The following is a 25,521-nucleotide window of genomic DNA, read 5'->3' on the forward strand; positions in this document are numbered from 1 at the left end:
CCGGTCATACGATCACACGTTCACCGGAGCCAGCTCGGCTTCCGGTGCCGTCTCCGGCGGCTGCGCGGCGTCCCGGTCCCGGCGGACCAGTGCGGCGTACCGGCCGTCCGCCTTCAGCAGTTCCTCGTGGGTGCCGCGCTCGGCTATGCGGCCTCCGTCCAGGACCACGATCTGGTCCGCGTCGCGGACGGTGGACAGGCGGTGCGCGATGGTGATGGTGGTGCGGCCCCGCGACAGGTTGTCGATGGCCCGCTGGACGGCGTGCTCGGTGCGGGTGTCGAGGGCGCTGGTGGCCTCGTCCAGGATCAGCACGGGCGGGTCCCGCAGGATGGTGCGGGCGATCGCCAGGCGCTGTTTCTCTCCGCCGGAGAACCGGTAGCCGCGCTCGCCCACCAGGGTCTCGTACCCGTCGGGCAGGGACTGGATGTGGTCGTGGATCTGGGCGGCCCGGGCCGCCTCGGTGATCTCCTCGTCCGTCGCGTCCGGCTTGGCGAAGCGCAGGTTGTCCGCGACCGAGGCGTGGAAGAGGTAGGTCTCCTGGGAGACCACACCGATCGAGCGGGCCAGCGAGTCGAAGTCGAGGTCGCGCACGTCCACCCCGTCGAGGGTGACCCGTCCGCCGGTGACGTCGTAGAGCCGGGGGACGAGGTAGCTGAGCGTGCTCTTGCCGGAGCCGGTCGGGCCGACCACGGCGAGCGAGCTGCCGGCCGGGACGGTGATGTCGATCCCCGTGAGGGTCGGACCGCTCTTGGCGTCGTACGCGAAGTGCACGTCCTCCAGCCGGACCTCGCCCCTGGCCCGGTCCAGGCGTACCGGGTCGGCGCGCTCGGTGATGTCCACCGGCAGGTCCAGGTACTCGAAGATGCGGGCGAACAGGGCGAGCGAGGTCTGGATCTGCACGCCGGTCGACAGCAGGCTGACGGCGGGCCGGAACAGGCCCTGCTGCAGGGTCACGAAGGCGACGAGGGTGCCGACCGACAGCGAGGGGGCGCCCGTCTGGAGGGCCATGCCGGCGGCCCAGTAGATGAGCGCGGGCATGGCGGCCATGACGATGCCGATGGTCGACATCCGCCAGCGCCCGGCCATGCTGGAGCGCACCTCGAGGCCGACGAGCTTCTCCGACTCCTCGGAGAACGCGTCGGTGAGGGAAGCGGAGCGGCCCATCGTGCGGCCCAGCAGGATCCCGCTCACCGACAGCGACTCGGTGACGGTCGCGGCCATGGCGGCCATCTGCTTCTGCCGCTGGGTGGTGATCCTCTTGCGCTCGCGGCCGACCCGCCGGCTGATCCACACGAAGAGCGGGAGCAGGAGCAGCGAGACCAGGGTGAGCCGCCAGTCGAGCGCGAGCATCGCGACGACGGTGGCGATGACCGCCGTCAGGTTGGAGACGAGGGAGGTCGCGGTGGAGGTGACGGTGGCCTGCATGCCGCCGATGTCGTTGGCTATGCGGGACTGCACCTCGCCGGTGCGGGTCCGGGTGAAGAAGGCCAGCGGCATGCGCTGGAGCTGAGCGTAGACGGCGGTGCGCAGGTCGTGCATGACGCGCTGGCCCACCGTGGTGGAGAGCAGGGTCTGGAGCACGCCGAAGACGCTGGTGACGACGGCGGTCAGGATCATGCCGAGCGCGAGCAGGCTCAGCAGCCCGGTACGGCCCTGCGGGATCGCGACGTCGAGGATCTCCTTCAGCAGGAAGGGAGAGGCGACGCCGACCAGCGAGGAGGCGCCGACCAGCAGGCCGACGACGGCGAGGCGGCCGCGGTAGGGCCGGAACAGGCGCACGATACGGCCGAGCTCGCGCGGCTGCTCGGCCGGGGCCGGACGGCTGGGGTCGAGGGATTCTTTCGAGGGGATCCACTTCGGTTCGTCGCGCATGGGCGCCTCTCGGGGTCGGGGTCAAGGCCATTGGAGCACAGGTCATTGTTACCTGTACTCACAATGAACGGCATCCTGATATTGTTCCCGGCATGAGCTCCGCCTCCGACACCGACCGCCTCCTCGCCGAACAGCTGCTGCGCCTGACCCGCAGGCTCCACCGGATCCAGAAGCGCCACATGGAACCGCTCGGGATCACTCCCGCCCAGAGTCGGCTGCTGCGCACGGTCTCGCACTACGAGGGCGCGGAGGCACCCCGAATGGCAGATCTCGCCGCCCGCCTGGAGGTCGTTCCCCGCGCCGTGACCACCCTGGTGGACGGCCTGGAAGCGGCCGGCTGCGTGCGCCGGGCGCCGGACCCCGCGAACCGCCGGGTCATCAGGATCGAGCTCACCGAAACCGGCCGCGCCACGCTGCGCCGCCTGCGCAACGCGCGAACCGACGCGGCAGAGGAGATCCTGGCTCCGTTGACCGCCGAACAGCGCGAGGTGCTCGGCGGTCTGCTGAACGCCCTGTCGGACGCCCCGGCGGAGCGCAGCTGCTGACGAGGCCACGCGTGGGCCGCGACGAGGCGAGGGGCCGCACATGCCGCTGCTGGAACCGGAGCCGGGGGCCCTGCGCCCGCGCCGCGTCAGCGGCCCCGCCCACGACCGGGTACCGGACCACCGGGCCGGCGGCACCCCGGAGCCGCTGCGCACCGAGCTGACCGAGCTGCTCGGCGCCGACAAGGTGCTGTGGAAGGTCTCCGACCTCGTCCGCTACGCCTCCGACGCCTCCCCCTACCGCTTCGTCCCCCAGGTCGTGGTGATCGCCGAGGACATCGACGACGTCTCCGCCGTGCTCTCGTACGCCCACGGCCGGCAGCGCGAGGTCGTCTTCCGCGCCGCCGGCACCTCCCTCAACGGCCAGGCCCAGGGCGAGGACATCCTCGTCGACGTACGCCGCCACTGGGCCGGTGTCGAGGTGCTGGAAGGCGGCCGGCGCGCCCGGATCCGGCCCGGCACCACCGTCCTGCGGGCCAATGCCGCCCTCGCCCGGCACGGCCGCGTCCTCGGCCCCGACCCGGCCAGCGCCCTCGCCTGCACGCTCGGCGGCGTCGTCGCCAACAACGCCTCGGGCATGACGGCGGGCACCACGAGGAACGCGTACCGCACGCTCTCCTCGCTCACCCTCGTCCTGCCGGGCGGCACCGTCGTCGACACGGCGGACCCGCTGGCCGACGAGGAGCTGGCGCGCGCCGAGCCCGCCCTGTGCCACGGGCTGATGGAGATCAAGGGGGAGATCGAGGCCGACCCGGAGCTGGTGGCCCGGATCCGCGCCAAGTACGAGATCAAGAACACCACCGGCTACCGGCTGGACGCCTACCTGGACGGCACCACCCCGGTGGAGATCCTGCGCGGGCTGATGGTCGGCTCGGAGGGGACCCTCGGCTTCATCTCCGAGGTCGTCTTCGACACCCTCCCGCTGGACCGCGAACTGTGCTCCGCCCTGCTCTTCTTCCCCTCGCTGCCCGCCGCGGCCGCGGCCGTGCCCCTCTTCAACGAGGCGGGCGCCCTCGCCGTGGAGCTGATGGACGGCAACACCCTGCGCGCCTCGGTCAGCGTCGCGGGCGTGCCCGCCGACTGGGCGGACCTGCCCAAGGACACCACCGCCCTCCTCGTGGAGTTCCGTGCCCCGGACGAAGCCGCCCTGGACGCGTACGAGAGCCGCGCGGCGCAGCTGCTCGGCGGACTGGACCTCGTGGCGCCGGTGGCCTCGGTCACCAACGCCTTCACCCGGGACCCGCGCACGATCAACGGCTACTGGAAGGCCCGCAAGGCCTTCGTCACCGCCGTGGGCGGCGCCCGGGCCCCCGGCACCACGCTGATCACCGAGGACTTCGCGGTACCGCCGTCCCGCCTCGCCGAAGCCTGCGGGGCACTCCTCGAACTCCAGGCGCGGCACGGCTTCGACGCGGCGGTCGCCGGTCACGCCGCACACGGCAACCTGCACTTCCTGCTCGCGTTCGACGCCGCGAACCCGGCCGACGTCGAACGGTACGCGGCCTTCATGGACGCCTTCTGCCGGCTCACCGTCGAGCGGTTCGACGGCTCCCTGAAGGCCGAGCACTCCACCGGACGCAACATGGCACCCTTCCTGGAACTGGAGTGGGGGCCCGGGGCCACCGAGCTGATGTGGCGCACCAAGCGCGTCGTCGACCCGGACGGGGTGCTCGCCCCGCGCATCCTCCTCGACCGCGACCCCCGGGCCCACCTGCGGGGCCTGAAGACGATCCCGCGGGTGGAGGCGGTGGCCGACCCGTGCATCGAGTGCGGGTTCTGCGAACCGGCCTGTCCCAGCGGGGACCTGACGACCACTCCGCGCCAGCGGATCGTGCTGCGCCGCGAGATGGTGCGCCAGCAGCCCGGCTCCAGGGTGCTCGACGGCCTGCTCGGCTCCTACGGCTACGACGCCGTCGACACCTGCGCGGGCGATTCCACCTGCAAGCTCGCCTGCCCGGTCGGCATCGACACCGGCACCCTGATGAGGGACTTCCGCCACCGCCGTCACAGCGCCCGCGAGGAACGCGCCGCCGCCCTGGCCGCTCGGCGGTTCGGAGCGGTGGAAGCCGCCGCCCGGCTGGCCGTGGCCGCCGCCGACCGGCTTGCGGACCGGGGCGGGGACGGACTGCTCGCGGCGCTCACGGAGGCCGCCCGCAAGGCGGTACGACCGGACCTGGTTCCGCGGTGGCTTCCGCAGATCCCCGGCGCCGCCGCACGCAGGCCGCCCGTCACCCGGCGGACGGGCGCCCGCGCCGTGTACTACCCGGCCTGCATCAACCGGATCTTCGGCAATCCCGGCGACCGGCCCGGCCCCTCGCTGCCGGAAGCCGTGGTCGCCGTGTCGGAGCGGGCCGGGAAGCCCGTGTGGATCCCGCGGGACGTGAGCGGCACCTGCTGCGCGACGATCTGGCACTCCAAGGGCTACGAGGCGGGCAGCCGCATCATGGCCAACCGCATCGTCGAGTCCGCCTGGGGCTGGACCGCCGGCGGGCGGCTGCCGCTGGTCGTCGATGCCTCCTCCTGCACGCTGGGCATCGCGCGCGAGGTGGTTCCCCTCCTGACGGAGGAGAACCGGGCCCTGCACGCGGAGCTGCGCATCGTCGACTCGGTCGTCTGGGCTGCCGAGGAACTGCTGCCGCACCTGGAGGTCCGCCGCACGGTGGGCTCCGCCGTCCTCCACCCCACCTGTTCGATGCGGCACTTGGGCGACGAGGCGCAGCTGCGGGCCGTCGCCGAGGCGTGCGCCGACGAGGTGGTGGTTCCGGTCGACGCGGGGTGCTGCGCCTTCGCCGGCGACCGGGGCATGCTGCACCCCGAGCTGACGGCCTCGGCGACGGCGCGCGAGGCCGCCGAGGTGACGGCCCGGACCTTCGACGCGCACCTGTCGGCGAACCGGATGTGCGAGGTGGGCATGGACCGGGCGACCGGCCGTTCCTACTCCTCGGTCCTGCTCGAACTGGAGCGCGCCACCCGCCCGTGAGCGCCGGTGTGCGCGGCCGGGCTGACCAGGCACGACTCGGCCGACGTCTGCGCAAACCTGCGTGTGACGGGCCTTCGCCGACGGAAAATCGATTGCCCGGCCGCCGTCCGGAAGGCGAACCTTGCACGGTTTGGACCACTCGAGCCGTCCTGGGGCCGTCATGCAGATCAGCGACCTTCCGTATCCGGATCCCGGCGTACCCGACGCTCGATCCGGTCCCCGGTTCCTGCTGTGGCTGGGCCGTGGCCAGCTGGGCGGCCAGGTCAAGAGCCTGGCCTGGGGGCTGGTGCACTTCTCCGGAGTCGCCGGACTCCCGTACGTGGTGGGGATGGGCGTCGGCGCGGTCGTCGACCGCGATTCCGGCCGGCTGCTGCTCGTCGGCGGGCTGCTGGTGCTGCTCGGCGTCGCCATCGCGCTCGGTGATTCCATGCTGCACCGCACCGCCGTCACCAACTGGATCACCGCCGCCGCACGCGTGCAGCAGCTGCTGGCGCGCAAGACCGCCGAACTGGGCTCCGCGCTGACCCGCCGGGTGGCCGCGGGCGAGGTGGTCGCGGTCTCCACCGGGGACGTGGAGAAGATCGGCTGGTTCGTCGAGGCCGTCTCACGCTTCCTGGCCGCACTGTTCGCGGTCGTCCTCATCTGTGTCGGCCTGCTGTTCCACGCACCCGAGCTGGGCGTGGTCGTGGCGATCGGGGTACCTCTGGTCGCCCTGGCCGCGCTGCCGCTGCTGCCCCGCGCCACCCAGCGCGCGGACGTCCAGCGGGAGAAGGCGGGCAAGGCCACCGAACTGGCCTCCGACACCGTCGCGGGCCTGCGGGTGCTGCGCGGCATCGGCGGCGAGGAACTCTTCCTCGGCCGCTACCGCGAGGCCTCCCAGGAGGTCCGCAAGGCGGCCGTGCGCAGCGCCCGGATGTGGGCGCTGATCTCCGCGATCCAGGTGCTCCTGCCGGGGGCGCTGCTGATCACGGTGGTCTGGTACGGCGCCACGCTGGTGGGGGACGGGCGCACCGGGGTGGGTGAACTCGTCGCGGCGTTCAGCGCGGTGGCGACGATGCTCTACCCGCTGCGCCACTTCGAGGAGCTGGCCATGGCGTACTCCTTCTCCCGGCCTTCCGCCCAGCGGGCCGCCCGGGTGCTCTCCCTGACCCGTACGGACGCCGCCGAGCGTCCGGCGGCCGCGGTCGCGGCGAAGGTGCCGCCTCCGGGAGGGGACCTGTACGACCCGGAGACCGGGCTGCTGGCCCCCGCGGGCCGGTTCACCGCCGTGGTGTGCGGTGACCCGGACCTGGCGGGACGGCTCGCGGAGCGGCTCGGCGGCCATCCGACGGACGCGGCCGCCGACGGACCCCCGGTCCTGCTGGGCGGCGTCGCGCTGGACGGCCTCGACCTGGACACCGCCCGCAGGCTGGTCCTCGTACAGGACAAGGATCCGGTCCTGCTGTCCGGAACCCTGCGCGAGCTGTTCGCCGTGCCGTCCTCCGGGACGGTCGAGGCCGGTGCCGCCCTGGCGGCGGCCCAGTGCGCGGACGTGCTGGAGGCGCTGCTGCAGTCGGCGCCGGACGGGGTGGAGGATCCGATGGACGCGCGGATCACCGAGCGCGGCCGGTCGCTGTCCGGCGGGCAGCGCCAGCGGCTCGCCCTGGCACGGTCCCTGGTGACCGACCCGGAGGTGCTGGTGCTGGACGAGCCGACCTCGGCGGTCGACTCGCACACCGAGGCACGGATCGCGGAGGGGATCGCGGCGCTGCGCGCCGGGCGCACGACCGTGGTGCTGGCGTCCTCGCCGCTGCTGCTGGACCGGGCCGACCGGGTCGTCCTCGTCCACGCGGGCGCGGTGGCGGCGGCCGGTACGCACCGCGAGCTGCTGCACGGCGAGCCGCTCTACCGGGCGGTGGTCACCCGTGAGACGGAGGACGAGCAGCGGCTCGCCCGCGCGGAACTGGCCGAGCTGGAAGAAGCACTCACAGAAATCGAGGAATCCGCATGATCGGCGTGGCACGGCCGGATCACGATCCGGCGGCCCCGGAATCGGCCGCGACCCTGCCGGTGGGCACCTCGGCGACCGTAACGGGTTATGTGCGCGAGCTGCTGCGGCGCCACCGGAGGGCCTTTGTGGTGCTCGTGACGGTCAACGCGGTCGCAGTGACGGCCTCCATGGTCGGCCCGTACCTGCTGGGCCGGGTCGTCGACGATCTCGCCGCGGGGGTGCGCGAGCTCCATCTGGAGCGCATGGCGCTGCTGTTCGCGCTGGCGCTCGCCGTACAGACCTTCTTCGTCCGCCAGGTGCGGCTGCGCGGGGCGATGCTCGGTGAGGAGATGCTCGCCGATCTGCGCGAGGACTTCCTGGTGCGGTCGGTGGGGCTGCCGCCGGGCGTGCTGGAGCGGGCCGGTACGGGCGATCTCCTGTCGCGGATCACCACCGACATCGACCGGCTGGCCAACGCGATGCGCGAGGCCGTCCCGCAGCTGGCCATCGGCGTGGTGTGGGCGGGCCTCTTGTACGGTGCGCTGGCGGTGACCGCGCCGCCGCTGGCGCTGGCCGCGCTGGTGGCGCTGCCGGTGCTGGTGATCGGCTGCCGCTGGTACTTCCGGCGGGCGCCTTCGGCGTACCGCTCGGAAGCGGCCGGATACGCGGCGGTCGCGGCCGCGCTCACCGAGACGGTGGACGCGGGCCGCACGGTGGAGGCGCACCGCCTCGGGCCGCACCGGATCGCGCTCTCGGAGCGCCGGATCAAGGAGTGGACGGCGTGGGAGCGGTACACGCTGTTCCTGCGGACGGTCCTGTTCCCGGTCATCAACGTCACGTACGTGACGATCCTCGGCGCCGTGCTGATGATCGGCGGCTACTGCGTGCTGCGGGGCTGGATGTCGGTGGGGCAGCTGACCACGGGTGCGCTGCTCGCCCAGATGATGGTCGATCCGATCGGCCTGATCCTGCGCTGGTACGACGAACTGCAGATCGCCCAGGTGTCGTTGGCCCGGCTGGTGGGCGTGCGGGAGATCGAGCCGGACGCCGGGGACGCGGCGGTGCGGCCGGAGGGCCGGGACGTGCGGGCGGACGAGGTGCGCTTCGGCTACCGGGAGGGCGTGGACGTCCTGCACCGGGTGTCGATGTCCGTGCCGCCGGGCACCCGGATGGCGCTGGTGGGCCCTTCGGGTGCGGGCAAGTCCACGCTGGGCCGGCTGCTCGCGGGCATCTACGCTCCGCGCACCGGTGAGATCACCCTCGGCGGGGCGCGGCTGTCGCAGATGCCGGCGGAGCGGGTGCGCGAGCACGTGGCGCTGGTCAACCAGGAGCACCACGTGTTCGTGGGCTCGCTGCGGGACAACCTGCGGCTGGCCAGGGCGGGTGCGGGCGACGCGGAGTTGTGGGCGGCTCTGGGCGCGGTGGACGCGGACGGCTGGGCGCGCGCCCTGGAGTCCGGTCTGGACACCGAGGTCGGTTCCGGCGGGACGGCGCTGACCCCGGCCCAGGCGCAGCAGATCGCGCTGGCCCGGCTGGTGCTGGCGGACCCTCACACGCTGGTGCTGGACGAGGCGACCTCGCTGCTGGACCCGCGGGCCGCACGGCACCTGGAGCGGTCGCTGGCCCGGGTACTGGACGGGCGTACGGTCATCGCGATCGCCCACCGCCTGCACACCGCGCACGACGCGGACGTGATCGCGGTGGTCGAGGCCGGCCGGATCAGCGAACTGGGCTCGCACGACGAACTGGTCGCGGCCGACGGCGCGTACGCGGCACTGTGGCGCTCCTGGCACGGCTGACGCGCGCTCCGCGGGTGCGGTCCGGACCCGGAGGTCCGACCCGGGTCCAAGTCGGGCCCACGCGGCGGTCCGATCCGGCGGTCCGGCTGCCCTCGCGTAACCCCTCCCGGGGGGACTATATGAATCCGAGGGCCGACGCCCCGCCGAAGCCGCCCAGCAGGACGAACACCGGCATGAGGAGCTTGAGCTCCACCCAGCTGCCGGCCCGGAAGCGCATCATCTTCGGCGGGCCGATCGGGTACCAGCGCTTGCCGGCGATCGGGAGGGGCCACAGGACCGGGCAGCCGGAGACCGTCAGGGCGTCGCCGATGTCGTGGACGAGGGCGCCGAGCAGGATCGGCAGGCCGAGCCAGAGGTACTCCTGGCCCGGACCGGTGAACAGCCAGCCCGCGCCGTTGCCGGGCTGGTCGAGCACCCCGGCCAGGATCCACGCACTGGTGGCACCCAGCAGCCAGACCAGGACGTCGCTGGACATCCGGGCGGCCCTCCACAGCAGGCCTTCCACCGCCAGCACCAGGTGGACGAAGAGCAGCGCGAGCACGCCCCAGCGGTCGGCGGTCGCGGCGAGCGCGGAGGCACCGCCGCCGATCAGGACGGCCCAGACCCAGGTGTGGGTGAGAGTGCGGTGGCCCCCGCTGCGGCGGGCGTCCTTCGGTGAGCGGGTGGCCTTGTAGACGGCGTAGGAGATCTTGTCGACCACCTCGCACAGGCCCCGGGACAACGGCCCGAAGGCGCGCGAGATCGTCGCCGACTTGTGGTCGAGGTCGGGGGCCAGGGCTGCTCCGGCGCAGATCAGCGCCCCGACGACGAGCACCGGCCACGGCATGGGGTGCCCGGCCGCCGCGGTCGCCGCGCCCACCCCCAGCCAGGCCGCTGCCCCCGAGAGTGAATGCGCCGGACCCATCATGGTCGTTCCCCGCCCCGGTGGTGTGGTGTCTGGTGTCGTCTTCCAGCTCTGTCGACGGCCCCGCCGGGGCCGTGTCGACGGCACAGCGTACAGTCGATGATCTTCCTTCCGTCCGCCGGTTCCCTCTTCCGGGGGGAAGGCAGGCAAGATGGGGGGCGTGACCCTCATTGATCAGCTCCCGCCGAACGCCGACCCCGACGCCCTCTTCGAGGCTTTCTCCTCGTGGGCGGAGGACCAGGGCATCACCCTGTACCCGGCTCAGGAGGAGGCACTGATCGAGGTCGTCTCCGGGGCGAACGTGATCCTTTCCACCCCGACCGGCTCCGGCAAGAGCCTGGTCGCCGCGGGAGCGCACTTCACCGCGCTGGCCCAGGACAAGGTGACCTTCTACACCGCCCCGATCAAGGCCCTGGTGTCGGAGAAGTTCTTCGACCTGTGCAAGCTCTTCGGCACCGAGAACGTCGGCATGCTGACCGGCGACGCCTCCGTGAACGCCGACGCCCCGGTGATCTGCTGCACCGCCGAGGTCCTGGCCTCCATCGCCCTGCGCGACGGCAAGCACGCCGACATCGGCCAGGTCGTGATGGACGAGTTCCACTTCTATGCCGAGCCGGACCGCGGCTGGGCCTGGCAGATCCCGCTGCTGGAACTGCCGCAGGCCCAGTTCATCCTGATGTCGGCGACCCTCGGCGACATGAAGCGGTTCGAGGAGGACCTGACCCGGCGGACCGGCCGGCCCACCTCCGTGGTCCGCTCCGCGACCCGGCCCGTTCCGCTGTCGTACGAGTACGTGACCACGCCGATCACCGACACGATCACCGAGCTGCTGGAGACCCGGCAGGCCCCCGTGTACATCGTGCACTTCACCCAGGCCCAGGCGGTCGAGCGGGCGCAGTCGCTCATGAGCATCAACATGTGCACCCGCGAGGAGAAGGACAAGATCCAGGAGCTGATCGGCAATTTCCGCTTCACCACCAAGTTCGGCCAGAACCTCTCCCGCTACGTCCGGCACGGCATCGGCGTGCACCACGCGGGCATGCTGCCCAAGTACCGGCGCCTGGTGGAGAAGCTGGCGCAGGCCGGTCTGCTGAAGGTGATCTGCGGAACCGACACGCTCGGCGTCGGCGTCAACGTCCCGATCCGCACGGTGCTGTTCACCGCGCTCACCAAGTACGACGGCAACCGGGTCCGCACGCTGCGCGCCCGCGAGTTCCACCAGATCGCCGGCCGCGCCGGCCGGGCCGGCTTCGACACGGCGGGCTATGTGGTCGCCCAGGCGCCCGAGCACGTCATCGAGAACGAGAAGGCGCTCGCCAAGGCGGGCGACGACCCGAAGAAGCGCCGCAAGGTCGTGCGCAAGAAGGCTCCCGAGGGCTTCGTCGCCTGGTCGGACACGACCTTCGAGAAGCTCATCGCCGCCGACCCGGAGGCGCTGACCTCGCGCTTCAAGGTCACCAACATCATGCTGCTGTCGGTCATCGCCCGTCCGGGCGACGCCTTCCAGGCGATGCGCCACCTGCTCGAGGACAACCACGAGCCGCGCAAGGCGCAGCTGCGGCACATCCGCCGGGCCATCGCGATCTACCGCTCGCTGCTGGACGGCGGCGTGGTCGAGAAGCTCGACACCCCGGACGCGGAGGGCCGCACGATCCGGCTCACCGTCGACCTCCAGCAGGACTTCGCGCTCAACCAGCCGCTGTCCACCTTCGCGCTGGCCTCCTTCGACCTGTTGGACCCGGAGTCCCCCTCCTACGCGCTGGACATGGTGTCCGTCGTCGAGTCCACGCTGGACGACCCGCGCCAGATCCTTGCCGCCCAGCAGAACAAGGAACGGGGCATGACAGTCGGCCAGATGAAGGCCGACGGGATCGAGTACGAGGAGCGGATGGAGCGTCTCCAGGACGTCACCTATCCCAAGCCGCTCGAAGAGCTGCTCCTGCACGCCTACGACGTGTACGCCAAGAGCCACCCGTGGGTGCGCGACCACCCGGTCTCCCCGAAGTCGATCATCCGCGACATGTACGAACGCGCGATGACCTTCACCGAGTTCACCTCCTACTACGAGCTGGCCCGCACCGAGGGCATCGTGCTGCGCTATCTGGCGAGCGCGTTCAAGGCGCTGGACCACACCATCCCCGACGACCTCAAGTCCGAAGACCTCCAGGACCTGATCGAGTGGCTCGGCGAACTGGTCCGCCAGGTCGACTCCAGCCTGCTGGACGAATGGGAGCAGCTGGCGAACCCGGAGGTGGAGACGGCGGAGCAGGCCCAGGAGAAGGCCGACCAGGTCAAGCCGGTCACGGCCAACGCGCGCGCCTTCCGCGTCCTGGTCCGCAACGCCATGTTCCGCCGGGTGGAGCTGGCCGCCCTGGACCACGTCAACGTGCTGGGCGAGCTGGACGCCGAGTCGGGCTGGGACGCGGACGCCTGGGGCGAGGCCATGGACGGCTACTGGGACGAGTACGACGACCTGGGCACCGGGCCCGACGCGCGCGGCCCGAAGCTGCTCCAGATCGAGGAGGACCCGGCGCACGGTCTGTGGCGCGTCCGCCAGACCTTCGCGGACCCCAACGGCGACCATGGCTGGGGCATCAGTGCCGAGGTCGACCTGGCGGCGTCCGACGAGGAGGGCCGGGCCGTCATCCGGGTCACCTCGGTGGGCGAGCTCGGCTCGCTCTGAGCACGCATCCCCACGCCGACGGCCCACCGGCCCCGCCGACTCCCGCTTCCCGCCGGCTCCGCCCGGCCCTGACAGTGGAGAACCTCTGATGACGAACCCCGCCGAGAGACTCGTCGACCTGCTCGACCTGGAGCAGATCGAGGTCAACATCTTCCGCGGCGCCAGCCCCCAGGAGTCCCTCCAGCGCGTCTTCGGCGGCCAAGTCGCCGGGCAGGCACTGGTCTCCGCGGGCCGCACCGTGGAGAGCGACCGCCCGGTCCACTCACTGCACGCGTACTTCCTGCGCCCCGGCATCCCCGGGGTGCCGATCGTGTACCAGGTGGAGCGGGTGCGCGACGGGCGGTCCTTCACCACGCGCCGGGTCACCGCGGTCCAGCAGGGCAAGACGATCTTCAATCTCACCGCCTCCTTCCACCATCCGGAGGAGGGCAGCATCGAGCACCAGCTGCCTCCTCACCACGTCCCCCATCCGGAGACGCTCCCCAAGGTCGCGGACGAGATCCGCGAGCACCTCGGGGCGCTGCCGGAGTCGCTGGAGCGGATGGCCCGCCGCCAGCCCTTCGACATCCGGTACGTGAACCGGCTCCGCTGGACCCCCGAGGAGCTCAAGGACGCCGATCCGCGCAGCGCGGTGTGGATGCGGGCGGTCGGCCCGCTGGGCGACGACCCGCTCGTGCACACCTGCGCCCTCACCTACGCCAGTGACATGACCCTCCTCGATGCCGTGCGCATCCCGGTGGAACCGCTGTGGGGGATGCGCGGGTTCGACATGGCGAGCCTCGACCACGCCATGTGGTTCCACCGGCCGTTCCGCGCGGACGAGTGGTTCCTGTACGACCAGGAGTCCCCCATCGCGCACGGCGGCCGGGGCCTGGCCCGGGGCCGCATCTACGACCTGGAGGGCAGACTGCTGGTCTCCGTGGTCCAGGAAGGCCTCTTCCGCCCTTATCCCGCCACGCCTCCTCGGCCTGCCCCTTAGGCCGTTTCTTTCGGATCTGGCTCCCCCAGCTACCGCTGGGAGGTGCCCCCAGACCCGCGTCGCCCGGCAAGATCCGAAAGAGACGACCTAGTCCGGGAAGCCCCCGCCGTCCCAGCCCGCCACGAAGAACCGAGCACACCCATGCCCACCCCGGCCCTCCCCTGCCCCTGCGGGCTGCCCGCCGCCTACCCGGAGTGCTGCGGCCGCTTCCACTCCGGTGCGGCGCAGGCCCCCACCGCCGAACGCCTGATGCGGTCCCGTTTCAGCGCCTTCGCCGTCGGCGACACCGCCTACCTGCTGCGCTCCTGGCATCCCTCGACCCGCCCGGACCGGCTCGACCTGGACCCCGGCCAGCGCTGGGAGCGGCTGGAGATCCTCGCCACCGAGCGCGGCGGGATGTTCGAGACGGAGGGCTCGGTGGAGTTCCGGGCGCACTACCGCGAAGGCAGGCACACGGGCTCGCTGCACGAGCACAGCGCCTTCTCCCGCGAGGCCGGTGCCTGGGTCTACGTCGGCCCCCTCGCCCCCGTCGAGTTCGACTGACCACGGGCCCCCGTCAGGGCGAAGTCCAGGCTGGTGCGGTACCAGTGGACCTCCTGCGGCGACTCGGCCTTCAACAGCCGCAGCGCCACGGCCGCGGACGCCGGCGCCTGCGGGTGCCCGTACGGCGGGGGCGGGGCGAGGGCGGCCAGGACGATCCGCTCCGCCGGGTCGGGCACGGCCCGCCGCAGCTCTTCTTCCGGGAGGACGGACGCCAGGACCGCGGCACGCTCCCAGGGATCGGCGGTCCGTCTCAGCAGCAGCCCGACGTGCCGCCCGCGCCACGTGCGCGGGCGCAGGTCCGCCTTGGTCTCGAGCAGCTTCCGGTCCGCCGGCGGTGCGACGCCACGCAGCCGCGCCGGCTCGCGCTCCGCGAACTCCCTCAGCTCCGCGGTCAGGTAGAGCCAGACGACCGCCCGGTACCGGTTGATCCGGTAGCCGACGGGGGTCAGGTGCCCGCAGCGGGCGAGCCGGGTGAACCGGCTCGGCCCGACCCCCAGTACGCCGGCCGCCGCCTCCGCCCCGGCCACGGTCGCGACCCGTTCGCGCAGGGCCTGCGGCCCGCCCTCACCCGGGCCGCCCTCGGCGGCCTTGACCCGGTCCAGCTCGGCCCGCGCGTAGCGCGCGCCGCGGCCGGGCGCCGAAGGCCCGGCGCGCACGATCCCCAGCTGCACGGCCCGGGCGAACTCCCCCCGGGTCAGGCCCAGTTCCGCGGCGGCCTGGACGCCGCCCACCAGCACCTCGGCCTGCTCGTCTGCACGTAGGGCATCGGGACGGCTTCCGGCGGGCACGGTCTCCCGGAGCGCGGTCCCCGCCCCGGTCCCCGCCCGCGTCCCCGGCCCGGTCCGCGTCACCGTCCCCGGCCCGGTCCGCGTCACCGTCGTCGTCATCATGGTCGCTGTCATCATCACGGTCTCCCCCACGAGCATCGATTACTCTGTGTGAAGACCGTAACTCAGCGCAACGACACCCCGCGAGGCCTGTGGACAACTCAACCGCCGGTGATGCGCCGCTCCGCGACACCCAGGTGCTCACCGACCCGGTTGACCAACAGCGTCATCTCGTACGCGACCTGCCCGATGTCCGCCTCGGAGGCGCTGAGCACGCACAGGCAGCTGCCCGCGCCCGCGGCCATCACGAAGAGCACCCCCTCGTCGTACTCGACCATCGTCTGGCGGACCTCCCCGGCCCGGAAGTGCCGGCCCGACCCTTTCGCGAGGCTCTGCAGCCCGGCCGCCACAGCCGCCAGGTGCTCCGCGTCCTCCCGAGCCAGCCCGGCGCTCGCGCCCGTCACCAGGCCGTCGTTGGACAGCACCACCGCATGCCGCACCTGTTGGACCCTGCGCGTCAGGTCGTCCAGCAGCCAGTCGAGCTGCTTGTCCAGTGCCATGTCGAGCCCCTCCCCGTCGACGCCGCCCAACCGGCCGCGCCGCGCCCCGCGTAGTCGTTCCGCAAGCCTTCCCCACCAGTGCCTTTCCGGCAAGGAGGATGTACTCATGGCGAAGAAGATGACTCAACGGGAATGGCGGGCGTTCGTCTCGCACTCCACCCGTACCGGAAAGCTCTCCACCGTGCGCGAGGACGGCAGCCCCCACGTCGCACCCATCTGGTTCGTACTGGACGGCGACTCCTTCGTGTTCAACACCGGCAAGGACACCGTTAAAGGGCGCAACCTGGCCCGTGACGGCCGGGTCGCACTGTGCGTGGACGACGACCGGCCGCCGTTCTCCTACGTCGTGCTCCACGGGCGCGCCGAGATCAACGAGCACGGCGACGACCCGGACGCGAACCTCCACTGGGCGACCAGGATCGGCGCCCGCTACATGGGCGAGGAGCGCGCGGAGGCCTTCGGCCGCCGCAATGCCGTGCCGAGCGAGCTCCTCGTCCGGGTCCGGATCGACAAGGTGACCGCCCTCGCCGGGATCTCGGACTGATCGACCATCCGGTCGGTACGGACGGCCGGTTCACACCGGACCGGCCTGCGGCTCCACCGAGTCCAGCAGCCGGGCGGTGTGCACCCGCCCGGCGTACTCGACCAGCCTGATCAGTACTTCCTTCCCCGAGTCCTTGTCCCGCGCGTCGCACAGCACCACCGGTGTCCCCTGGGCCAGGTCCAGCGCCGTCGACACGTCGTGGGCACCGTAACGCCGCGCGTCGGTGAAGCAGTTGACGGCCACCACGAACGGGATGCGCCGGTGCTCGAAGTAGTCCACCGCCGGGAAGCAGTCCTCCAGCCGCCGCGTGTCGGCGAGCACCACCGCACCCAGCGCCCCTTGGGACAGCTCGTCCCACAGGAACCAGAACCGGTCCTGGCCCGGCGTGCCGAACAGGTAGAGGGACAGCCCGGACCGGATGGTGATCCGCCCGAAGTCCATGGCCACGGTCGTGGTCGTCTTCTGGTCCACCCCACCCGTGTCGTCGACGAGTTCGCCCGCCTCGCTCAGCAACTCCTCCGTCCGCAGCGGCCTGATCTCGCTCACCGCGCCCACCAGCGTGGTCTTGCCGACCCCGAAGCCGCCCGCCACGAGGATCTTCAGTGCGAGCGCGGCCAGTTCGGTGTCGTCCCCGGGACCGGGATCCGCCGGTCCGTCGTCGTACAGTCCCATCACAGCGCTCGCAATCCCTCGATGACTTCCCGCAGAATCCGCTCGTCCGGCAGCTGTGCGGGCGGTACCGGCCTCCTGACCTTCACGTGCCCGCCCTCCAACAGGTCGCCCAGGAGCACCCGCACCACCCCCACGGGCAGGTCGGCGTCGGCGGCGAGCTCCGCCACCGACTGGGTTTCGGACCGGCAGAGTCCGAGCAGTGCCCGGTGCTCCGGCCCGAGCAGCGACTCGGCAGCCGCGTCGGTGCCCTCCGGATCCACGACGACCAGCGCGATCAGGTCGAAGCGGACCCCGTGGGGTCCCGGCTTCGTACGCCCGCCCGTCATCGCGTACGGACGCACGAGGGGGCCCGCGTCGGCGTCGTACCACTGGCCGTCCATGTGCCGGACCGCCGCCCTCAGCCGGCGGCCGGCGGCCGCGCCGCGAACCGGGGCGGGGTATACAGGTGCTCGCCGACCCGCTTCACCAGGCGGGCCATCTCGTACGCGATCAGCCCGATGTCGGCGCCGGCCCCGCTGAGTACGGCCAGACAGGATCCGTCCCCGGCGGCCGCGACGAAGAGGAAGCCCTCGTCCATCTCGACCATGGTCTGGCGCACGCCCCCGGCGTGGAAGTGGCGGCCCGCGCCCTTGGCCAGGCTGTGGAAGCCGGAGGCCACGGCGGCCAGGTGCTCCGCGTCCTCCCGGCTCAGCGCGCTGGAGGCGCCGACCGGCAGGCCGTCGTTGGACAGGACCACGGTGTGCCGGACCTCCCGGACCCGCAGCACGAGGTCGTCCAGCAGCCAGTCCAGTTCGCCGGACCTGCGGATACCGCCGTCGAGGCCGATTCTCTGGTGTTCGATCATCACACTTCTCCTTTTCTGCCTGCGCCGCCTTGACGGCCCTCACGGCCCTCACGGCCCTCACGGCTCTCACGGCCTTCATGCTCTTCGCTGCCTGCGTGCGGGGAGTTCTCCCGGGCGCCGCGGACCCATCCGGCCCGGTAGGCGGCCATCCGGTCCCGGGCCTGCTCCGGACTGCGCGCCGGCCGCTCCTCGGCGGGGCGCCCGCCCGCCGGTGCCGTGGGGGCGGGGCCCTCGCGCAGCTGCGGGACGAGGCTGGCCTGGCGCACGCGGCGCGGCAGTTCCGTCACGGAGGCGGCGGGGGCGGTGACGTACGTACCGGTGACCGTGCCGCCCGCAGTACCCGGGGGGCGCGGCCGCAGCGCGGCCACCGGGGCGGGGCGGGGCTGCGCCCGCGTGGCAGCGGGGGCGGGATCCGGGTCCGGGAGTCCGCGCGCGTCCTCCCGTACGACGGTCATCGCGGGCGGCTGCTCCGCCTCGAGCGCCGCCGGAGCCGGGGTCGGGGCCGGTGCGGGCACCGCCACGGGCTCCGGGGCCGCGGACCGCGCCGCGGCGCCCGCCCCAGGCCGGGGCTCCGGCCGGGGCTCCGACTCGGGGGCACCGGCCGTGATCGCGCCCTGGAGCAGGGAGTTCGGCAGCAGTACGACAGCGGTGGTACCCCCGTACGGTGACGTCCGCAGGTGCACCTTCACCCCGTGCCGGGATGCGAGGCGGCTGACGACGAAGAGCCCGAGCCTGTCGCTGTCGAAGAGGTCGAGCGCCTCGGACTGCTCGATGCGCCGGTTGGCGTCGCTCAGGGTCTCGCGGCCCATGCCGAGCCCGCGGTCCTCGACCTCCAGGACGTAGCCGGCGCCGACCGGCTCGCCGCTGACCCGGACCTTGGTGTGGGGCGGGGAGAATTGGGCGGCGTTCTCGATGAGTTCGGCCAGCAGGTGGGTGAGGTCGGCGACGGCTCCCCCGACCACGGCGGCCTCCGCGAGCTGGCGCACCTCCACGCGGGGGTAGTCCTCGATCTCGGAGACGGCGGCCCGTACGACGTTCGTGAGCGGGACCGGCATCCGCCAGGCCCGGCCCGGGGCCGCACCCGAGAGGATGATCAGGCTCTCGGCGTGCCGGCGCATGCGCGTGGTCAGGTGGTCGAGGCGGAACAGATCGCCGAGTTCGTTCGGGTCGTCCGCGCGCCGTTCCATCGAGTCCAGCAGGGTGAGCTGCTTGTGCACGAGGACCTGGCTGCGACGGGCGAGGTTGACGAAGACGCCGGAGACGCCGCTGGCCAGCTCCGCCCGTTCGACGGCGGCGCTGAGCGCGGCCCGGTGGACGGTGGCGAGGGCCTCCCCGACCTGGGTGATCTCGTCCTCGGCGGGCGGCCCGGCGGGGGTTTCGGCGGCGATGTCGATGTCCTGGCCGGCGCGGAGCCGCTCCATGGCGTACGGGAGCTTGCGGTGCGCGATGTCCAGCGCCGTGTTGCGCAGCGAGACCAGCTCCACGACCAGGACGCGGCCGATGCGGACGGAGATGACCAGCGAGGCGGCGACGGCGGCGAGGCCCAGCAGCACGGCGGCTCCGGCCGGGCCGAGGGCCCCCGCGGCGAACGGGTCGGAACGGTCGGCGGCCGCGGCGTGCGCGGCTGCCTCGATCTCGCGCAGGGAGGCGGCGATGCCGGTGTGGGCGGCCTCCCACCCGGCGGGCGCCCCGCGCACCTCCTTGGCCGTGCCGGCGGCCACCGCCCGGTCCTCGGCTGCGGTGAGGTCGGCGTAGGCGGCGCTCTTGGCGACGGACTGCCAGGCGGCCTGCTGGGCCGGGGGCAGGTCGCGGGTCGCGGAGGCGGTGAGGGCGCGACGGGTCTCGATGGTGCCGGTCAGCTGCCGAAGCGTTTCGGCGCTGCGCGGGCCCGGTACCGCGAGCAGTGCGTCCTCCCGGGAGAGGAGTTCCCCGGCCCGGGCGAGTTCCAGCAGGACCCGGGAGTCGGGACCGAGTTCGGCGTGCGCTCCGCCGGTCAGGGCGCCGCCCACGGCGAGGGCCGCGTCGACCACGCGGGTGTAGATCTCGTACGCGGCTTCGGGGGTGGCGCGGCGGCCGGTGATGTCCTTGCGGGCGGATTCCAGGGCCTCGGCGTCGGCGACGAACGCGCCCAGGCGGACCACGATGTCCGAGCCGTAGTCGCCGGAGTCGGCCGCGGTGTTGCGCTCCCCCAGCCGCAGCCGCCGGACGGCAGCGTCGGTGCGGCGGGCCTGCTGGTCCAGGGCGGCCAGGTCGGCGGCGGAATCGGCGAGGAGGCGGACGGCGGCCCGCCGCTCGGCCTGGAGCTCGGTGACGGCGGCGGCGACGGGGGTGCGTATCTCGGTGTCGACCTGCTGGACGCGGCTGAGCCGGGCGATGTCCTGGGCGGTGCTGACGGTGGCGAAGGCCCAGAGGGCGAGGAGGGAGACGACGGGGACCATCAGCAGCGAGACGATCTTCGCGCGGACGGTGGCTGGGCGCAGTCGCAGTCGCGGGCCGCGGTCGTGCGGTGGCCGCGCGGCCTGGGCGGGCCGGGGGCCCGGGGCGGGCTGGTGGAGCGCCTGCTGCGGGTGTTCGTCAGCCGGCGGACCGGCGTGGGCCCGGCGGCCCGTTCCCGCGCCGTGGCCGTGGCCGTGGCCGCCCGCCGGCGCGGGGAGCCGCGGCGCCGCTGCTTCCGGTTGTCTGCGGGGTCTGCGCATGGGCTCCTCGTTCCGGTGCGGTACCGACAGGTGCGGGTGGTGCGGGTGGTGCGGGGGTGCGTACGGGCCGTGCGGTGCGGGCGGGCGGGGGGCGGGCGGGCGGGCGGGCGGGCGGGGGGACGGTGCTCGCCTGCGGGTCTTCAGTGGGCGGCCGCGGCCCGCTCCCCCAGGCTGCGGACGGAGTCGGAAGCCGCCCGCTCGTCGGCGGTGGGCGACAGCGCGACGAAGGCGGCGGTGATGAACAGGTAGGAGCCCAGTCCGACGGCGAGCGGGAAGATGAACTGCAGGGCCGTGGCGCCGGGCAGGGCGGCGTCGGAGGGGCTGACGCTGACGGCGACCGCGGTCATCCCCGTGTAGTGCATGCTGCTGACGGCGGCGCCCATGACCAGCGAGGCGACGGCCACGGCCACCGGTGACTTGATGTTGAGCGCGGCCCAGAGGGCAGCGGTGGCCGCGACCACGGCGATGCCGACGGAAAGTCCGACGGTGAGCGGGTCGTAGGAGACGTGCCCGTGCAGGCGCAGGGCCGCCATGCCCAGGTAGTGCATGCTGGCGACGCCGAGACCGGTGGTGAGACCGCCCAGGACGAGGGCCCGGCCGCGGTCCTTGCCGTAGCCGACCGCGAACACCCCGGCGCCGACGACCAGCATGGCGACGATCAGGCTGAGGACGGTGAGCGGAACGTTGTAGTGGATCTCGGTGCCCGTGACCTCGAAGCCGAGCATCGCGACGAAGTGCATCGTCCAGATGCCGGTGCCGATCGCGGAGGCCGCGGTGAGGAGCCAGTTGCGGCGGGAGGTTCCGGTCGCGGCGAGCGCGCGGACGGTGCAGCGCAGGCCGAGGGCGGCGCCGATGGATGCCATCACGTATGACAGCACGGGTGTCAGCCAGCCGTAGGCGGCGTGGTCCAGGTGTCCCAGGTGTCCCATGGCCAACGGACGCTAGTCCGGGTGAGGGCGCGAACAGGGGGCGCATTCCGAAAGCCGCTGTAACTGCTGGAATATGACAGAGATACGTTCATCTTCGATCACGGCGCGTGCCACCTTGCGCACGGTCCGCAGACCCGTGCGCCCCGCCGGTGGGGGATCATGGGCGCATGAGCGAAGACCACACACACGTGCAGGAGTTCTTCGGAGCGCGCGCCGCCGACTGGGACCGCAAGTTCCCCGAGGACGCGCCCGCCTTCGCGACCGCCGTCGCCGAGTTCGGACTGCGGCCCGGCGACCGCGTGCTCGACGCGGGCTGCGGCACCGGGCGGGCCCTGGCCCCGCTGCGCGCGGCCGTCGGGCCCGCCGGCACCGTGCTCGGGGCCGACCTCACCCCTCAGATGCTGGCCGAGGCGCAGCGGGCGGGGCGGGACGCGCAGGGCGCGCTGCTGCTCGCGGACGCTGCCCGGCTGCCGCTGCGCGACGGGGCGCTGGACGCGGTGTTCGCCGCCGGACTCATCGCGCACCTGCCGGACCCGGCCGAGAACCTGCGCGAACTGGCCCGGGTGGTCCGCCCCGGCGGCCGGCTCGCACTGTTCCACCCGATCGGGCGGGCGGCCCTCGCCGCCCGCCACGGCCGCGAACTGACCCCGGACGACCTGCGGGCCGAACACAACCTCGGCCCCCTGATGGCCCGTTCGGGCTGGGAGATGACCTCGTACGCCGACGAGGACGCCCGCTTCCTGGTGCTGGCGGTACGCCAGGGGTGAGACCGCCGGCACCGGGGACACCGGTCACCCCGTGACCCCGTGCCACCGATCACGCCCATGACACATGTCTCGTACGTCGGCCCCTCACCCCGGATGCGCGCAGGACCCCACGGCTACGCCGGAGGCTGGGCCTCGGCTCCCGCGGGCCGGCGGGGATGCGGAACGGGGCAGCCGCCGGCTCCGGGCACGGGGAACGTGCCGAGCTCGCCCACGTCGTAGCCGCCGGGGTAGCTCTTGATCTCCGGGTTCTGCCGGGCGTAGTGCGGGGCCTTGCGCGGCGGCAGCAGGCGCACCGCGCGCCCGCGCAGCCGCAGAGCGCCCTGGACCAGCCGCTGCACCCGGGGGTGCGGGCGGGCGAACCGGAAGGCGTCCAGCAGCGGCTCGTCGAGGAGGGCCAGGCTCGCGCCGCGGACCGCGGGGGCGAGCGGCGCGGGGTACCAGGAGGCCATCAGGTCCAGGGTGGAGTCCGCGACCTTCCGGGCGCCCTCGTCCCAGCCGAAGTGGGCCTCCTCGTAGGCGTTCAGCGTGGACCCGAATTCCTCGAAAGTGCCGGGAATGTCCGTGATACCCAGATGGCGGCCGAGGGTCGCGTAGTAGTTCGCGGAGGCCCGGCGCTCGTGGTGGGTCAGCGGACGCCAGCCGTACGCGTCCACCCAGCGCGAGGGAATCACCACGAAAGTGCACAGGACGTAGCGCATGTCCTCGTTGGAGATCTCGTAACCGCGGTGCATCTGGTTGACGCGGCGGATCGCGGTGCGGGCGGTGTCGCTCTCGAACCCGTGCTCCACGATGGCGTCGAGGAGCAGGGCGGTGTCGTCGTAGCGCTTCTGGGTGCGGTCCGTGAACTCGGCGGTCTCGGCCAGCAGGCCGCCGATGGCGGGGACGGCGTAGGTGCGGAACAGGGCCAGCTCCAGGGCCCGGGTGAAGTCCCACGGGAACTCATAGGTGGCGGTGAGCCGGTAGATGGCGAGGAAGTCCTTGTCGGGGTCGAGACGGAGGATCTCCCTCAGCCGGTCGTAACGCTGCACCGGTGTCCCTTTCTGTGGCGGGCCCCCAACTCTACGTGCAGGTAGCGGCCTTGGAAATCGTGGGCCGCAGGCCCTCGACGGGCGGGTTACCCGCTGGTTAAGGTGCGCCGACAAGAGAGCTACCGGGAGGCCAGGTGTCCGACGACGAGGGTGGCGGCTCGCTGTACGTGCTGACCGCCGTGCTGCTGACCCCCGCGCAGTTCCCCAGCGTCCTGGGCGACGACTTCCCCGAGGCCTGCTCCCTGCTGGGCGTGGTGCCGAACCGGGAGGGGTACGGGCTGGTCCTCGGCCAGGACGAGGAGGGCGCGCGCTGGACGGTCGTCGTGGACGACGTCTCGCTCGTGGCCACGGCCATCGCCTCCTGGGACTGCGGGATGGACTACGACCTGTCCCCCGACGAGCGGTCGATCGTCGTCTCCCTGGCGGGCTGGCCGCTGGAGCTCTCGGTGGCGGCCTCCGGGATCCCGGAACCGCACGATCCGGAACAGGGTGCGGACGGCACCGGCCGGGTGCCGCTGGCGCCGCCCTCGGCGCAGGCCTGGGGACCGGTGCAGCGGCGGATGGCCGCCGACCAGATCGCCCGGCAGTGGGGTGAGTGGCGCGAACGCGAGGCGCTGGACGGCGGGGCGGCCGCGGCCGCCCACCCCGGGCTGGCGCGGGCGCTGGAGGAGGCCCTGGGATACACGGTGGCACCGCCGCCGCCGGGCCGGGTGCGATCCTCCTTCGCGGGTGAGGAGGCCCGGACACTGCGGGCGGACGGCCCCGGCTGGTCGCTGGTGGCCCGTACCGGTGACGCGGCCTTCGTCCTGCTCGACGAGGAACCGAGCGGGGTGCTGGCCGTCCCGCGCGACGGCAAGACGGACCTGCCGGAGCTGCTGGCGGCGCTGGACCGCATCGCGGTGCGCCCGGCGTGAACACGAACGGCCCGGACGGACGTCCGGGGGCAACGGGGGAGCGATGACGGTGGAGTGCGAGCCGGTGGGCGTGGTCGTGGGCGGCCGCGCGGAGGTGGCCGACGACGACTGGGGACGCGAGACGGCGGTGATCCGCCTGGACGCCGGCCGGTTCGGCCCGGAGGCGCTGTACGGGCTGGAGGACTTCTCGCACGTCGAGGTCGTCTACCACTTCGACAGGGTGCCGGTGGAGAAGGTGGAGACGGGCGCACGGCGTCCCCGGGGGAACCCGGACTGGCCGCTCGTCGGCATCTTCGCCCAGCGCGGCAAGAACCGGCCGAACCGGCTCGGCGTCTCGCGGTGCCGGGTGGTGAAGGTGGAGGGCCTCGACGTGCACGTGGAGGGCCTCGACGCGGTGGACGGCACGCCTGTCCTCGACCTGAAACCGTACATGGACGAGTTCGGCCCCCGCGGCGAGCTGCGGCAGCCGCGGTGGGCGACGGCCCTGATGCGCGACTACTACTGAGCCGGCGGTCGGATCGGCCGCCCCGGCACCGGAGCCCGGGCGCGGCCGCTCCTGCGGCTGTCGGCGGCCCCTCGGCCGTCAGCGGCCGATCTGCTTCCTGGACAGGCCTCGCACACGACGGCGCTGGGAGGAGTCCAGCAGGAGATAGGCGGCCGCGGGCACACCGATCAGGACCAGCAGCCCCGCCCAGAACCCGACCGTCCAGAACAGCACGATGGCTGCCGCGACTCCGGCAACCGCAACTTTTCCGCTCGTGGACATCTGCGGACACCTCCACCCGTCGTCGGCCACTACCCCCTCAACGCGCCACCACGACCGCACGTTCCCGGGCCCCCGACTGGCCGGCAAGAGGGTGGGCTTCGCCTGGGTGCTCCGGGGAGCGGCATGCTCGGTAGCGTGACGGTCACTGCATGGGTGCCCACGTGTCCCGCTGCTCGGTGCGGGGCTTTCGACGGAGAGTGACGAGGCTGCAATGGGTGAACTGACGAAGCCCGAGGTAGACGTTCCGGAGGGTGACCCTCCTGCCGAGCTGACCGTTCGGGACCTGGTCGTCGGGGACGGGGCCGAGGTGAAGCCGGGGATGGTGGTCAGGGTCCACTACGTCGGGGTGGCCTTCGAGTCCGGGAAGGAGTTCGATGCCTCCTGGGACCGGGGCGAGCCGTTCAAGTTCGCCCTGGGCAGTGGCCGGGTCATCAAGGGCTGGGACCGGGGGGTGAGGGGGATGAAGGTCGGGGGCCGGCGCGAGATCATCGTTCCCCCGCGGCTCGGATACGGCAACCAGTCGCCCTCGCCGTTGATCCCGGCCGGCTCGACCCTCGTCTTCGTGGTGGACCTGCTCGACTCGTATTCCGGCACGGCCGGGTGGAGCAACGCCTAGGGGGTGTCTGACGGAGGTCCGCGGCGTCGCGGTGCCCGGCACGCACTCTCGCCGCACCGGCCGAAAGCCCAAGTACGTCCAGTACGG

General features: G+C 72.9%; 23 protein-coding genes. 12 read left to right on the forward strand and 11 right to left on the reverse strand.

Annotated features, from left to right (window positions below):
- Positions 1-12: 12 nt before the first annotated feature.
- Complete coding sequence (locus tag AB0D44_RS26225) at positions 13-1,872, reverse strand: ABC transporter ATP-binding protein (protein WP_362595293.1); 1,860 nt, start codon at positions 1,870-1,872, stop codon at positions 13-15.
- A gap of 92 nt (positions 1,873-1,964) precedes the next feature.
- On the opposite strand from AB0D44_RS26225, the gene AB0D44_RS26230 reads away from it, so the two are divergent.
- From AB0D44_RS26230 to AB0D44_RS26245, 4 genes are all read left to right on the forward strand, one after another.
- Positions 1,965-2,417 carry a MarR family transcriptional regulator gene (locus AB0D44_RS26230; RefSeq protein ID WP_362595295.1) on the forward strand — a complete coding sequence of 151 codons (453 nt, stop codon included), beginning with the start codon at positions 1,965-1,967 and terminating at the stop codon, positions 2,415-2,417.
- Between the two features lie 40 nt (positions 2,418-2,457).
- Positions 2,458-5,394 (forward strand): FAD-binding and (Fe-S)-binding domain-containing protein, encoded by a 2,937-nt coding sequence (locus AB0D44_RS26235; RefSeq protein WP_362595297.1) that lies wholly within the window; start codon positions 2,458-2,460, stop codon positions 5,392-5,394.
- 160 nt (positions 5,395-5,554) lie between these two features.
- Entirely contained in the window at positions 5,555-7,384 is a 1,830-nt protein-coding gene (locus AB0D44_RS26240) for an ABC transporter ATP-binding protein (RefSeq protein WP_362595299.1), read from the forward strand.
- A complete protein-coding gene (locus AB0D44_RS26245) occupies positions 7,381-9,162 on the forward strand; it encodes an ABC transporter ATP-binding protein (protein ID WP_362595301.1) in 1,782 nt (593 codons plus the stop codon). The genes AB0D44_RS26240 and AB0D44_RS26245 overlap by 4 nt, the downstream gene beginning before the upstream one ends.
- A gap of 115 nt (positions 9,163-9,277) precedes the next feature.
- On the opposite strand, the gene AB0D44_RS26250 is transcribed toward AB0D44_RS26245, so the two are convergent.
- Positions 9,278-10,069, reverse strand: coding sequence for a metal-dependent hydrolase (locus AB0D44_RS26250; RefSeq protein ID WP_362595303.1), 792 nt, complete (start codon positions 10,067-10,069; stop codon positions 9,278-9,280).
- 157 nt (positions 10,070-10,226) lie between these two features.
- On the opposite strand from AB0D44_RS26250, the gene AB0D44_RS26255 reads away from it, so the two are divergent.
- The 3 genes from AB0D44_RS26255 (at position 10,227) to AB0D44_RS26265 (ending at position 14,271) form a co-directional block, all read left to right on the forward strand.
- The gene (locus tag AB0D44_RS26255; RefSeq protein WP_362595304.1) at positions 10,227-12,749 is read left to right on the forward strand and encodes a DUF3516 domain-containing protein; all 2,523 of its coding nucleotides are present in this window, start codon (positions 10,227-10,229) and stop codon (positions 12,747-12,749) included.
- A gap of 88 nt (positions 12,750-12,837) precedes the next feature.
- Positions 12,838-13,728 (forward strand): acyl-CoA thioesterase II, encoded by an 891-nt coding sequence (locus AB0D44_RS26260; protein ID WP_362595306.1) that lies wholly within the window; start codon positions 12,838-12,840, stop codon positions 13,726-13,728.
- A 141-nt stretch (positions 13,729-13,869) separates the two neighbouring features.
- Positions 13,870-14,271 (forward strand): YchJ family metal-binding protein, encoded by a 402-nt coding sequence (locus AB0D44_RS26265; RefSeq protein ID WP_362595308.1) that lies wholly within the window; start codon positions 13,870-13,872, stop codon positions 14,269-14,271.
- Here AB0D44_RS26265 and AB0D44_RS26270 read toward each other — a convergent pair.
- Together AB0D44_RS26270 and AB0D44_RS26275 are read right to left on the reverse strand one after the other, a co-directional pair.
- Positions 14,235-15,176: a DUF6397 family protein gene (locus tag AB0D44_RS26270; RefSeq protein WP_362595310.1), complete on the reverse strand. Its 942-nt coding sequence runs from the start codon at positions 15,174-15,176 to the stop codon at positions 14,235-14,237. The genes AB0D44_RS26265 and AB0D44_RS26270 overlap by 37 nt on opposite strands.
- 83 nt (positions 15,177-15,259) lie before the next feature.
- Positions 15,260-15,658 carry a roadblock/LC7 domain-containing protein gene (locus AB0D44_RS26275; RefSeq protein WP_328924404.1) on the reverse strand — a complete coding sequence of 133 codons (399 nt, stop codon included), beginning with the start codon at positions 15,656-15,658 and terminating at the stop codon, positions 15,260-15,262.
- Positions 15,659-15,764: 106 nt separating this feature from the next.
- Here AB0D44_RS26275 and AB0D44_RS26280 point away from each other — a divergent pair, with 106 nt between their 5' ends.
- The gene (locus AB0D44_RS26280) at positions 15,765-16,202 is read left to right on the forward strand and encodes a PPOX class F420-dependent oxidoreductase (RefSeq protein ID WP_362595312.1); all 438 of its coding nucleotides are present in this window, start codon (positions 15,765-15,767) and stop codon (positions 16,200-16,202) included.
- Positions 16,203-16,232: 30 nt separating this feature from the next.
- On the opposite strand, the gene AB0D44_RS26285 is transcribed toward AB0D44_RS26280, so the two are convergent.
- The 5 genes from AB0D44_RS26285 to AB0D44_RS26305 form a co-directional block, all read right to left on the reverse strand.
- Positions 16,233-16,874, reverse strand: a complete 642-nt coding sequence (locus AB0D44_RS26285; RefSeq protein WP_362595314.1) for an ATP/GTP-binding protein — start codon at positions 16,872-16,874, stop codon at positions 16,233-16,235.
- Complete coding sequence (locus AB0D44_RS26290; protein ID WP_362595316.1) at positions 16,874-17,254, reverse strand: DUF742 domain-containing protein; 381 nt, start codon at positions 17,252-17,254, stop codon at positions 16,874-16,876. Before AB0D44_RS26290 ends, AB0D44_RS26285 begins: the two co-directional genes overlap by 1 nt.
- Positions 17,255-17,271: 17 nt before the next feature.
- On the reverse strand, positions 17,272-17,718 hold the full coding sequence (locus AB0D44_RS26295; protein ID WP_362595318.1) for a roadblock/LC7 domain-containing protein: 447 nt from the start codon (positions 17,716-17,718) through the stop codon (positions 17,272-17,274).
- Positions 17,718-20,414 carry a nitrate- and nitrite sensing domain-containing protein gene (locus AB0D44_RS26300; protein WP_362595320.1) on the reverse strand — a complete coding sequence of 899 codons (2,697 nt, stop codon included), beginning with the start codon at positions 20,412-20,414 and terminating at the stop codon, positions 17,718-17,720. Before AB0D44_RS26300 ends, AB0D44_RS26295 begins: the two co-directional genes overlap by 1 nt.
- A 140-nt stretch (positions 20,415-20,554) precedes the next feature.
- Positions 20,555-21,334 carry an MHYT domain-containing protein gene (locus AB0D44_RS26305; protein ID WP_362595335.1) on the reverse strand — a complete coding sequence of 260 codons (780 nt, stop codon included), beginning with the start codon at positions 21,332-21,334 and terminating at the stop codon, positions 20,555-20,557.
- 176 nt (positions 21,335-21,510) lie between these two features.
- On the opposite strand from AB0D44_RS26305, the gene AB0D44_RS26310 reads away from it, so the two are divergent.
- Positions 21,511-22,110, forward strand: coding sequence for a methyltransferase domain-containing protein (locus AB0D44_RS26310; RefSeq protein ID WP_362595322.1), 600 nt, complete (start codon positions 21,511-21,513; stop codon positions 22,108-22,110).
- 113 nt (positions 22,111-22,223) lie between these two features.
- On the opposite strand, the gene AB0D44_RS26315 is transcribed toward AB0D44_RS26310, so the two are convergent.
- Complete coding sequence (locus AB0D44_RS26315) at positions 22,224-23,138, reverse strand: oxygenase MpaB family protein (protein ID WP_362595323.1); 915 nt, start codon at positions 23,136-23,138, stop codon at positions 22,224-22,226.
- Positions 23,139-23,272: 134 nt separating this feature from the next.
- On the opposite strand from AB0D44_RS26315, the gene AB0D44_RS26320 reads away from it, so the two are divergent.
- Both AB0D44_RS26320 and AB0D44_RS26325 read left to right on the forward strand, forming a co-directional pair.
- On the forward strand, positions 23,273-24,052 hold the full coding sequence (locus AB0D44_RS26320) for a hypothetical protein (RefSeq protein ID WP_362595325.1): 780 nt from the start codon (positions 23,273-23,275) through the stop codon (positions 24,050-24,052).
- 43 nt (positions 24,053-24,095) lie between these two features.
- Positions 24,096-24,557 carry an SAM-dependent methyltransferase gene (locus AB0D44_RS26325; RefSeq protein WP_362595327.1) on the forward strand — a complete coding sequence of 154 codons (462 nt, stop codon included), beginning with the start codon at positions 24,096-24,098 and terminating at the stop codon, positions 24,555-24,557.
- 78 nt (positions 24,558-24,635) lie between these two features.
- Here the strand turns inward: AB0D44_RS26325 and AB0D44_RS26330 are convergent, their stop codons facing one another.
- Positions 24,636-24,818, reverse strand: a complete 183-nt coding sequence (locus AB0D44_RS26330) for a hypothetical protein (protein WP_362595329.1) — start codon at positions 24,816-24,818, stop codon at positions 24,636-24,638.
- A gap of 211 nt (positions 24,819-25,029) precedes the next feature.
- Between AB0D44_RS26330 and AB0D44_RS26335 the strand changes: the two genes are divergently transcribed.
- On the forward strand, positions 25,030-25,434 hold the full coding sequence (locus tag AB0D44_RS26335; RefSeq protein ID WP_362595331.1) for an FKBP-type peptidyl-prolyl cis-trans isomerase: 405 nt from the start codon (positions 25,030-25,032) through the stop codon (positions 25,432-25,434).
- The last annotated feature ends 87 nt before the right edge of the window (positions 25,435-25,521 follow it).

It is taken from the genome of Streptomyces sp. NPDC048349 (genome assembly GCF_040651925.1).
Lineage (GTDB): Bacteria > Actinomycetota > Actinomycetes > Streptomycetales > Streptomycetaceae > Streptomyces.